The following is an 11,067-nucleotide window of genomic DNA, read 5'->3' on the forward strand; positions in this document are numbered from 1 at the left end:
GCATAGATTTACAGTGCGACGCCGAATAGCCCGTCGTAGTCATCGCCTCTCGGTACTACTTTCATTTCACACAAACTCGATACGTCCCAACATCTCTTCAGGTGTCATCAGCTCATACATCAAAACCAAAGTTTCAATGATTTCACCAATTGAACGAGTTCCTTTCTTGCAGTAGGTAATACCAGGATGATCAAGCCTATAACTTGCAATAATCAAAAAATCTGCATCTTGGGTGAATAGTACTCGCTGTGTTTCCTGAATAAATGCTAACTGCACTTCATCACTTTGAGTACGTAATTCCACATCATTAGTTGTCGTGACATCAATTCCATAACGGCGTAAGCCAAGCGCGATCGCAGGATCGACATTTTCATCCAGATGAAAGCGAATTTGCTCACTCATTCCTCAACTGTCTGAGTTTCTCTTGAAGACGCGACGGATGATTTTGCTTCAGTACCTCAACTAACTCATTCTCTTCTGCTGTACGGCGATCAATCTCGTCTCGGCGATCAAAGTAATAAGCCATTGCTGCATAAACAGATGCCACTGACAGGTCATACTTACCAGCAATCTCTAGCAAGGAATATCCTAGCTTTAAATGCATCACTGCCACATCTTCTACAGCAATGCGAGTATTGACAATACAGGGTTTGCCACTTCGCACATCAGAAGAGATTTCAATATGTTCCCGACTGACTAACTGCATCAAAGAATCTTCCATATCTATTCCATATTTTAATAATATGTGATTGCTCCTCGCCGTTGATATTCTGGTGAGTTTTTTGACTTAAAATGGTGAATAATCTGAATAGAGGTTTTCTATGAGCATCAGTCTCACACCCGATCAAGAACGCTTTATTCAAACCAAGCTCCAGTCTGGGAAATATCGCTCCGCAGAAGAAGCCCTTGAAATCGCCTTACGGTTGCTTGATGAATACGATCGCGCCGATGCTGAATGGGTCGAAAATGTGCGAGAAAAAATTGATGGGGCGATTTTAGCTTCAGACCAAACGCCACCCATTGATGGAGAAACATTCGTAAACCAAATTCTAGAGCGGTTTCGACAAGGACATCAGGCGCAAGCATGAGTCGCTACGTTATCAACATTCTTGCCAGCCGAGATATCAATGAAATTGCCGACTACTTTGCTGAAACTAGCGTTGAAGCAGGAGAGCGATTTTTCAGTGAATTCAACCACAAGTGCCAACAACTTGTTGCCTTTCCAAACAATGGTAAAAGTTACGCAAAAATTCGTCCAGACCTCCGAGGTGTATCCTTGCAAGGCTATATCATTTTCTACAGAGTGTTAGATGATGGTATCGAAATTCTACGGGTTGTAAGTGGTCGTCGTAACTTTCCATCTATCTTTGAGGAATCTAACTAAAAGCTTTTTTGCCGAACCCTTGAAACACTGTGAATTTCGGATGGTATTGGGTTAAAAAAGAAACATGAAAATCATCAAACCCATCACCAATTGGTTAGAAACCCGTGCCAGTGCCCCTGCTTATGGCGGTTGGGTACTAGCAGCAACGGCTATTTGTTTTTTTGGCGCAGGTATCAATACGATGGCTGGTTGGCTATACGCCATTAGCGGCATTAGTTTTGCCCTTTTGGGTGTAGCAGCCATCTTACCGCCGCGATCGCTCACAGGTCTATCCATCACCCGCCGTCCTATGCAACCTGTGTCAGCAGGCGACGATCTAACGGTGGAATTAGAAATCTGCAATCAGACACAACAGCCTGTAAGCTTATTGCAAGTTGAAGATATACTGCCCTTCGTCTTAGGGAAACCAGTACAAAAGGCAATCGAAACAATTCCTAGCCAAGGTAGTTACCGTTGGGTATATTATCACCCAACTCAACGCCGGGGCGTTTATCGCTGGCACACAGTCGAACTGGGTTCTGGTGCGCCTTTGGGATTATTTTGGTGTCGCCGTCAGCGTGATTGTGCTGCCACAGCGATCGTTTATCCGACAGTGTTACCCTTGGCTACCTGTCCCTTAATAGACGAAATGGGGCAAGAAGAGAGCAAAAGGGGCGATCCTCGTGGTAAACCCTTGCAGACAGCGACAACGGGGTTGGTGCGATCGCTCCGTCCTTATCGTGTAGGAGATCCCACCCGTCTGATTCACTGGCGAACTAGTGCCCGCTATGGAGAATTAAGGGTGCGGGAGTTAGAAATGGTTACAGGTGGACAAGAAATAGTTATTGCCCTTGATAGTGCTAGCAAGTGGGAAGAAGAAAACTTTGAACAAGCAGTAATTGCCGCAGCCTCGCTGTATTTTTATGCACAGCAACAACAATTACAGGTGCAACTGTGGACAGCATCAACAAATTTAATTAAAGGCGATCGCTTTGTTTTAGAAACCCTAGCAGCAACCACAGCCTTAGAAGATGCCAGTTCAGTAGTTCCTAAAAGCTATCCCTTGATTTGGCTCACTCAAAACCCCCTAAGCCTTGCTAAACTTCCTCAAGGTAGTCGTTGGGTTTTGTGGCCCAATATTTCCTCACCAGTAGAACAGGAGGTAATTAATTGGGAACATCCTGGTATAGTTTTACAAAGCGATGTCTCCGACGGGCTACGCCTACATGCTCTACAACCCCAACTACAAAAAACATTACGTTCATAAACTGCAAGGACATTGGGTATTGAAAAGAGGCAGAGGGGCGGGGTGCTGCTCTTGCTGAGGGGAAAACTTTTCTCCCTTGCTCCCTTGCTTCTTCCCCAATCCCCACGCAAGTTAAACTTTTATGATTTCCTAGATTTTGTCTAATCCCAGCAACCAGACATATCAGGCTTTGAGCGTAGGTAAGACAATTGGAGCAAGCAAGGTTGGGGAAATACACCCAGTAATCCTCTAGTGCGGCTGAGGTACAATGCAAAGAAATATTTAAATTATGAGCGACATGATCACATCAGAACATAACACAAAATCCAGCGATAAAAGCCTAGAGGCAATGCGGCATTTTTCCGAACAATACGCCAAGCGTACTGGAACATACTTCTGTTCTGAACCTTCTGTCACCGCAGTTGTGATTGAAGGACTAGCCAAACATAAAGACGATCTAGGTGCGCCTTTATGTCCCTGTCGCCATTACGAAGATAAAGAAGCTGAGGTTCACGCCACATATTGGAACTGTCCTTGTGTGCCAATGAGAGAACGCAAAGAGTGCCACTGCATGTTGTTCCTCACCCCTGACAACGAGTTTGCTGGAGAAAAACAAGAAATCTCTCTCGAAACAATCAAAGAAGTACGAGATAGTATGGGATGAGCGAAACCATACCCAAAGAGTTTTGGCAAGGCGTAGAACAGTTCAATTCTGGTCAGTTCTACGCCTGTCATGACACTTTAGAAGCTTTGTGGATTGAAGCTGGTGAACCGGAAAAATCCTTTTATCAAGGCATTCTGCAAATTGCTGTAGCACTATATCATTTGGAGAATCGGAATTGGCGAGGTGCTGTAATTCTATTGGGAGAAGGCAGCAATCGCCTACGCCGTTACCCATCTATTTATAGTGGTGTTGACGTAGATGAGCTATTGAGTCAGAGTGCAGTGTTGTTGACGACATTACAACAAATAGGGCAAGACTTGATTGCATCTGGCGATCTGGGTGAAAATCAAGTCTTATCTTTGCCTAGAATTGTGCTGGCTACTGATTAGATATCTGGTGAAATAATTATGCGTTGCCTCGTCATTTTCACTTCTTATGCCAATTTCCTGAAACCTTGAGGTTGGGGGTAGCGTCACTATTTCAGCCAGTAGTTATCGGAAATCACTCCAGATTGTATATTTCATAATCTGGATAAAGTACTTGAGATAATTAGAATGCAAGCTGAAATCCTAAATCCCCAATTGCTATGATGCCCTGCTATCAATTGCCAATATCACAGATACGTCGCTTTGGATTAGCTTTAATGCTACCAGCTGCACTCTTGGGCGCTTTTGCCTTCCCTACCCAAGTGCAAACCGCTACTGCACAGACAGCTGAGGCAAATCGCCCCCTGACTATCCGCGCTGATGTGCAAGAATATGATGCTAAAAACCAAGTAATCACCGCTCGCGGTAATGTGCAAATGTTGTATCCTGCTCGCCAACTTCAGGCAACATCTGCCCAAGCACAGTATTTTAGTAAAGAACGCCGAATTGATTTCAGTGGCAATGTCTATATTTTGCAACAGGGCGGTAACAGTATCCGAGCGGAGAAAGTAACCTATTTAATTGATGAAGGGCGATTTGTGGCTTTACCTCAATCCAATCGTCAAGTAGAGTCCATCTACATGATCCAGGAATCAGAGAATAGTGGACAAAGTGCGACACCTGCCCCACAGACACCACCTTTGAAGCCTGCTAATTAGCATTTACCACTAATAAAGGGTGCTTCTAGCGTGAAAATTGTTTTAGAGAATATTCACAAATCTTACGGCAAACGAGTAATTGTTAATCGCGTCAACCTTTCTGTTGCTCAGGGCGAAGTCGTTGGTTTACTAGGCCCCAATGGGGCTGGTAAAACAACGACCTTTTACATTGCCACAGGCTTAGAAAAACCCAATCTAGGAAAAGTTTGGTTGGGTAATTTGGACGTGACAGGAATGCCAATGGACAATAGGGCACGATTGGGTATTGGTTATTTAGCACAAGAAGCAAGTGTTTTTCGCCAACTCTCGGTAGAAGATAATATTCTGTTAGTGCTAGAGCAAACTAATGTGCCACGAGGGGAGTGGTCAAGGCGACTCAAAACTTTACTGGGGGAGTTTCGGTTGGAAAAATTAGCTAAGAGTAAAGGAATTCAACTTTCTGGTGGTCAGCGACGACGGACGGAATTAGCAAGGTCTTTAGCTGCTGGACGAGAAGGTCCAAAATTTTTACTTTTGGATGAACCATTTGCGGGAGTTGATCCGATCGCAGTTTCAGAAATTCAGCAAATTGTCGCACAACTGCGCGATCGCGGTATGGGAATCTTAATTACAGATCATAATGTCCGCGAAACCCTGGCCATCACCGATCGCGCCTACATCATGCGTGAGGGACAAATCCTCGCTTTTGGCACTGCTGACGAACTCTATAGCAACCCCCTTGTGCGGCAATATTATTTAGGGGATAATTTTCAAGCCTAAATTAACAATTATTTAATTAATAATTTCTTTCAAAGAATATTTTGATTTTTTTTCTTCAGCATAATTTATGAATTAATTTTTGGCTATTGAAAATTTAATTTTCATACTATGAAGCAAAGATAAACTAGATTAACACTCTCCTGCCTGATTCCAACGACAAATTTTTACGCAGACCTACTTAAATACAGTAGATATAGTTCGCCAGGGTTGCCAATACTTAACTTTTCAAGTTGCTTATGATATCAAAGAAACTCTCGTCTTTTAACAGTCCCTATTCGCTGCTGCCTTTTACGATCATGGATCGCTACCTTGCTAGCGAATTGTTAGCGCCGTTTTTCTTTGGTGTCGGAGCTTTTTCATCACTTGGTGTCACCATTGATGCTGTATTTGATCTCATCAGAAAAATCGTAGAATCTGGGCTACCCATAGATACTGCTATTCAAGTTTTTTTGTTAAAATTTCCCAACTTTATCGTTTTAGCCTTCCCCATGTCTACGCTGCTGGCGACTTTGATGACCTACAGTCGTCTTTCTAGCGAGAGCGAACTAATTGCCTTGCGTGGTTGTGGCGTAAGTGTCTATCGGATGGTGCTAACTGGTGTGATGTTAAGTCTTGTGGTTACAGGGTTGACATTTGTGTTTAACGAACAAATTGCACCAGCAGCAAATTATCAAGCGGCGATGACTCTGGATAAAGCCCTGAAATCAGACAAGCCAATTTTAAAACAGCAAAATATTTTCTATCCTGAATACCAGGACGTTACCCAGGCGGATGGTTCTAAGAATCGGATATTGACACGCTTGTTTTACGCCGACCAATTTGATGGTAAGCGTATGACAGGTTTGACGATTATAGACCGCTCAACAAAAGGTCTGAATCAAATTGTGGTATCAGATTCAGCCCAGTGGAATCCTTCTCAAAATATCTGGGATTTTTACAACGGTACGATCTATTTCGTCGCTGCCGATCGCTCTTATCGCAACATTGTTAGATTTGAACACCAACAACTGCAACTACCGCGCACGCCATTAAGTCTGGCAGAAAAAAGCCGGGATTATGGTGAGATGAATATTTCTGAGGCATTAGATCAACTAGAAGTAGAACATCTCGGTGGCGATCGCCAAAAAATTCGTAAACTTGAAGTGCGGATTCAACAAAAAATCTCTTTGCCCTTTGTATGCGTAGTTTTTGGCTTAGTCGGCGCAGCGATGGGAAGCATACCCCAGCGGACTGGCAGAGGTACCAGCTTTGGGATTAGTGTCATAGTGATATTCTCGTACTACTTAATTTTCTTTATTAGTGGTGCGATCGCACAAGCAGGTGTCCTCTCTCCCTTTATGGGGGCTTGGTTCCCCAACTTCCTTTTTTTGGGAATAGGCCTATTCTTATTGATGCGAGTTGCTAGACGGTAAATTGAGATAGCAGGAAGTAGGGGCAGAGGTGCAGGGAAGCTTTGAGCTAGGAGCAAGGGAGAATTTTCCCCTCCGCCCTCCGCACCCAGCCCCTCTGCCTCTTCTCAATGCCCAATGCCCCTTTTATCTTCATTCAATTATGGGTGATAATTTCGACATTCCGGTGCATCTGGGTTTTCCTTGCAGTATTCTTCAAAAGAGACTTTGGCAGATACCATACCCTCAGCTTTTTGATGAGCTGCTTCTGCCTGAAGTTCTTCTACCTCATCCCACGCAGCTGCACAGGGTTTAGAATAAGCACCTTGTTCGGTGCAAATAGCACGAGCTTGCTCAATTGCTTTTTGAATTCTCTCCTCTAACAGTGGCGCTTTTGGCGCTTCCACAAAGTCGCTTTTGGTCAAAATGTCGGTAATTGAGATGATGCCCAACAGCTTACCTTGAATCACAGGTGCGCGATGAATCCCAGTATTAGCAAATAACCGCGCTACATATTCAACACCCAAATCAGGATTGACAACAATGCAGGGTTTGCTCATAATTTCATAAACCCGCACTTGCTTTGGATCTTTACCGTAGGCTGTTATCTTATAGACAATATCCGTTTCTGTGACAATGCCATAAGCATCATTCTCATAGCGACGATCCACAACCAACGCCCGCAATTTTTTGTCCTTCATCAGCCCCACCGCTTCAGCAACAGTTGCCGAACCGCGAATGGTAACTACCTCTTTGGTCATGATATCTTCAGCTTTCATCATTGCTGTAGTCTCCTGTTTAATAGTCCGGTGCAGCACAGCGCCCTTATGGACGTATCGAAGCATTGCAGCGCACAGTTGGTTAAATATAAAGTAAAAAAAGTTGAACTTTTGCCCAGCTACAACAATAAATTAGACTAGTTATCAACTCCTGATGTTATCCAATGTGACCAATGCCCCAAAACTAAGCATAAATTGCGATAAAATTCTGCTAATCAACAAATGATGAATGGAAATTGACCAGTAAAGAGATGCGATCGCAACAAAAATTATCTTAGTAATATGTTTAGCTATGCCTTTTATCAATCAGTTAAAATACTCAAAAAAATTAAATATTCTACGAAAGTGATGTCTAATGATCGCTTCTCTACAAGGGGCTACACCAACGCATCTACGCATTGCTAAATCCACAAAACCTTTCATTGGTGCGACAGATTGCACTTAACGCATTGAATTTGGAGCCATCTATCAAGCGTAGTAGTCGTCAAAAATCGAATCGGGCGGCTATGAAGAATTTTATGCTGACCAGAAAAGGCAGAGGGCAGGAGGCAGGAGGGGATTTACAAACTACCCCTAAATCTCTTGAATCCGAAAAAGTGATTGATTTTTTGTGATATCAAGTCTTTTTCCTTGTACCTTATTCACCTTTTGTCCCACTCAAGGCATTGATTTATCAAGATTTTCTGTTTATTCAGCAAGCCCTAATTAGATGTTATCTACAGTATTTTTGTTGAATTATTAGGCGCAAATCTCAGACAAATAACTTTATTTTATTTTCATTTACAGCAATTTGATATCAAACCCACCACAAAGCTCGTAAACTGTAAAAATGTAAAGAATAGTATTTAAAGATGGCAGCATATTCAATTGACTTACGACAAAAGATATTAAGTGCGTGGCAAAACAAAGAAGGCGGCCAAAGGGAATTAGCAAAACGATTTAAAGTCAGTTTGTCTTTTATTCGTGACTTTTTATGCCGGTATCGAGAGACGGCAGAGATTGCTGCCGGACCCCAAGGAGGAGACCGCCGCTCGAAGCTTAATAGTATTGAGCAAGAATTGTTAAAGGTAATCGTGACAGAGCAAAGCGATATATATTTGCGAGAAATTCAAGAAGCCATAAAAGAGCGCACAGAAATAGACGTAAGTATATCCAGTTTATCCCGCACTCTTAAACGCTTAAAATTAAATCGGAAAAAAAAACTTTAGTATCGACTGAGCAAACTACAGAAAGAGTACAAAAATTGCGCTATGAATTTCGACTTTGGCTAGATACGATAGATGTCAAAAACCTGATATTTATTGATGAAATAGGTGTAAATCTGTCTATGACAAGACATTATGCCAGAGGAATTGACGGCGGAAGAATCTATGATGAGCGACCAGGTAATAAAGGCAAAAACATCACCGTAATTGGGGCTATGAGTGATGAGGGATTAATTGCCACTATGACTTTTCCAGGTAGTCTGAACACTGCTAGCTTTTTAGTTTTTATTGAGCAAATATTACTACCTCAGTTATGGATTGGAGCAATTATAGTCATGGACAATTTACCCGTTCATTATGCTGCAACTGCAAAATCTTTAATAGAATCTGTTGGCTCAAAGGTTAAGTTTTTGCCTCCATATTCACCTGATTTATCGCCAATTTAGTTATGTTGGTCAAAGCTAAAAGAAATTCAACGTTGGTGCTAAAACTCGAACATTCGATGCTCTAGATGTTGCAATAACTATGGCTGTTAATGCCATTACTGACGATAATGCTCTACATTGGTTTAATCATTGCGGTCTCTTTTTTGAGCCTATTTAGGGGTTGCTGAAAAAAACAAAAGGTGGCAGTATCTAGATTTTCAGACCAAAGAAGTATATTTCGGTGCAAGATTTGAAGGTAAAATAGCACAAAATCCTTGCATCATAACGATCAGACTGAAGATAGTGTATCCGAAGTAACTATGTACCGAAAAGAAGAATCAACTCCAATTGCAGTGGAAAAGTTTGAACTTCCATTTGAGGGAAAGTTATCGGAAGATAATCGTTGGGTAATGATGGCTAATTTAATCCCCTGGAAAGAATTTGAATCAGAATATTCTTCATTGTTTTCTCCAGAGATGGGAGCACCCGCAAAATCATTTCGGATGGCATTAGGGGCATTAATAATCAAAGAAAAGCTAGGGATAAGCGACAGGGAAACAGTAGAACAAATTAAAGAAAACCCTTATTTACAGTATTTTATAGGGATGTCGTCTTATAGTAATGAGACGACATTTGACGCATCAATGCTAGTACATTTTCGTGAAAGAATTAGTGCTGAATTGGTCAACAAAGTAAATCAACAAATGGTGAAGAAGATGCTAGAAACAACATCTTCTCAAGAGGCTGAAAAAAAAACCGAAGAATCAGGAAAAGAAGGTAATAAGCCAAAAAATCGCGGTAAGTTAATATTAGATGCCACTTGTGCGCCCAGTGATATCAGCTATCCGACAGATTTAGAGCTACTAAATCAAGCCAGAAAGCAAACAGAAAAAATTATAGACTCTCTTTATGAACAGATAAAGGGTCAATTAGAGAAAAAGCCGAGAACTTATCGTGAAATCGCCAGACGTGACTACTTAGAAGTAGCTAAAAAACGCCGTGTATCACAGAAAGAAAGAACGAAAGCGATAAGAAAACAACTTCAGTATATTAAAAGAAATTTCTCACATATTGAGCAGTTAATCTTGTTAGGGGCAACTCTAGAAAATTTAGCTAACAGGCAATATAAGATGTTGCTTGTAGTCACAGAACTCTATCGTCAACAATTATGGTTGTATGAAAATAAAAAGCAGAGCATTGATGACCGGATTGTAAGTTTAAGCCAACCACATATCCGTCCAATTGTCCGAGGAAAAGCGGGTAAAGCCGTGGAATTTGGGGCTAAACTGTCTGCTAGTTGCTTTGATGGATATGCATTTTTAGACCATATTAGTTGGGATAACTTTAATGAATCAGGAGATTTGAAAACACAAGTGGAATCATTTAAAAATTACACTGGGTATTATCCAGAGTCCGTTCATGTTGATAAAATTTATCGGACAAGGGAGAATCGAGCTTGGTGCAAAGAACGAGGTATTAGAATTAGTGGTTCTCCTTTAGGTAGACCTCAGAAGACTATTAGTAAGGAAAAAAAGAAGCAAGCTTTAGAAGACGAAAGGATTCGTAATTCTATTGAGGGAAAGTTTGGACAAGCTAAAAGAAGATTCAGCCTGAATAGAGTGATGGCGAAACTTTCTCATACTTCGGAAACTGTAATTGCTATTACTTTTTTAGTGATGAATCTATCTACTCATCTGTCATGGTTATTTAGCGCTTTTTTGTGTCTATTTTTGAAAACTACATCTTTTTTCCGCTCTAATATTATTAGGGCTTATGATTTCACTATTTACACGCAAGAAAAACTTATGTTTGTTCCTTGCTTGAATAACTAATTAATCCTTCTCTGGCTTTTTTATCACTTTTTCAGCAACCCCTATTTAGATAACTCTTCTTGTGGCGCTTTTGCTCACAAACTGCTGTAAGTCTTAATTAAGAGTATCTAAATAAGCTTTAAATTCAGCGAATTAGAACCTTTTGACTTCCGCCTTGCGGGACTAGCCCCATACTAAATTAAAGAAATACAGCTTTTTAGGTATTTAGAGATTAAATATTCTACAAAAGCGATATCTAACTACAAACCGCTTCTCTATGAGAGGCTAGGCTAACACGTCTACGCATCGCTAGAATCACACTTTTTACAATGCTTATTCCGAT

At 41.4% G+C, this 11,067-nt stretch carries 14 protein-coding genes; 11 read left to right on the forward strand and 3 right to left on the reverse strand.

The genetic code is table 11. The features are described 5' to 3' along the window. Nucleotides 1-66: 66 nt before the first annotated feature. Together FD723_RS10700 and FD723_RS10705 are read right to left on the reverse strand one after the other, a co-directional pair. On the reverse strand, nt 67-402 hold the full coding sequence (locus FD723_RS10700; RefSeq protein ID WP_179065325.1) for a DUF5615 family PIN-like protein: 336 nt from the start codon (nt 400-402) through the stop codon (nt 67-69). Further along, a complete protein-coding gene (locus FD723_RS10705) occupies nt 395-721 on the reverse strand; it encodes a DUF433 domain-containing protein (protein ID WP_256875135.1) in 327 nt (108 codons plus the stop codon). Before FD723_RS10705 ends, FD723_RS10700 begins: the two co-directional genes overlap by 8 nt. A 100-nt stretch (nt 722-821) precedes the next feature. Here FD723_RS10705 and FD723_RS10710 point away from each other — a divergent pair, with 100 nt between their 5' ends. From FD723_RS10710 to FD723_RS10745, 8 genes are all read left to right on the forward strand, one after another. Continuing rightward, nucleotides 822-1,088: a type II toxin-antitoxin system ParD family antitoxin gene (locus tag FD723_RS10710; protein ID WP_179065326.1), complete on the forward strand. Its 267-nt coding sequence runs from the start codon at nt 822-824 to the stop codon at nt 1,086-1,088. Further along, nucleotides 1,085-1,384: a type II toxin-antitoxin system RelE/ParE family toxin gene (locus FD723_RS10715; RefSeq protein ID WP_179065327.1), complete on the forward strand. Its 300-nt coding sequence runs from the start codon at nt 1,085-1,087 to the stop codon at nt 1,382-1,384. The genes FD723_RS10710 and FD723_RS10715 overlap by 4 nt, the downstream gene beginning before the upstream one ends. 64 nt (nt 1,385-1,448) lie before the next feature. Next, the gene (locus tag FD723_RS10720; protein WP_179065328.1) at nt 1,449-2,630 is read left to right on the forward strand and encodes a DUF58 domain-containing protein; all 1,182 of its coding nucleotides are present in this window, start codon (nt 1,449-1,451) and stop codon (nt 2,628-2,630) included. Between the two features lie 277 nt (nt 2,631-2,907). Then, entirely contained in the window at nt 2,908-3,273 is a 366-nt protein-coding gene (locus tag FD723_RS10725) for a ferredoxin thioredoxin reductase catalytic beta subunit (protein WP_179069106.1), read from the forward strand. After that, nucleotides 3,270-3,662, forward strand: a complete 393-nt coding sequence (locus tag FD723_RS10730; protein ID WP_179065329.1) for a DUF309 domain-containing protein — start codon at nt 3,270-3,272, stop codon at nt 3,660-3,662. The genes FD723_RS10725 and FD723_RS10730 overlap by 4 nt, the downstream gene beginning before the upstream one ends. Nucleotides 3,663-3,859: 197 nt before the next feature. Further along, nucleotides 3,860-4,357, forward strand: coding sequence for an LptA/OstA family protein (locus FD723_RS10735; protein ID WP_179065330.1), 498 nt, complete (start codon nt 3,860-3,862; stop codon nt 4,355-4,357). A gap of 30 nt (nt 4,358-4,387) precedes the next feature. Continuing rightward, nucleotides 4,388-5,116 carry an LPS export ABC transporter ATP-binding protein gene (gene lptB, locus FD723_RS10740; RefSeq protein ID WP_179065331.1) on the forward strand — a complete coding sequence of 243 codons (729 nt, stop codon included), beginning with the start codon at nt 4,388-4,390 and terminating at the stop codon, nt 5,114-5,116. Nucleotides 5,117-5,412: 296 nt separating this feature from the next. Beyond that, nucleotides 5,413-6,528: an LptF/LptG family permease gene (locus FD723_RS10745; protein WP_179069107.1), complete on the forward strand. Its 1,116-nt coding sequence runs from the start codon at nt 5,413-5,415 to the stop codon at nt 6,526-6,528. A gap of 137 nt (nt 6,529-6,665) precedes the next feature. Here the strand turns inward: FD723_RS10745 and FD723_RS10750 are convergent, their stop codons facing one another. Beyond that, entirely contained in the window at nt 6,666-7,286 is a 621-nt protein-coding gene (locus FD723_RS10750; protein ID WP_179069108.1) for a CP12 domain-containing protein, read from the reverse strand. Between the two features lie 848 nt (nt 7,287-8,134). On the opposite strand from FD723_RS10750, the gene FD723_RS10755 reads away from it, so the two are divergent. From FD723_RS10755 to FD723_RS10765, 3 genes are all read left to right on the forward strand, one after another. Beyond that, nucleotides 8,135-8,491 (forward strand): IS630 transposase-related protein, encoded by a 357-nt coding sequence (locus FD723_RS10755; RefSeq protein ID WP_179065332.1) that lies wholly within the window; start codon nt 8,135-8,137, stop codon nt 8,489-8,491. Between the two features lie 35 nt (nt 8,492-8,526). Next, on the forward strand, nt 8,527-8,934 hold the full coding sequence (locus tag FD723_RS10760) for a transposase (protein WP_179065333.1): 408 nt from the start codon (nt 8,527-8,529) through the stop codon (nt 8,932-8,934). 299 nt (nt 8,935-9,233) lie between these two features. Beyond that, entirely contained in the window at nt 9,234-10,745 is a 1,512-nt protein-coding gene (locus FD723_RS10765) for an IS5 family transposase (RefSeq protein WP_179065334.1), read from the forward strand. Nucleotides 10,746-11,067 lie beyond the last annotated feature (322 nt).

This window comes from Nostoc sp. C052 (genome assembly GCF_013393905.1).
Lineage (GTDB): Bacteria > Cyanobacteriota > Cyanobacteriia > Cyanobacteriales > Nostocaceae > Nostoc.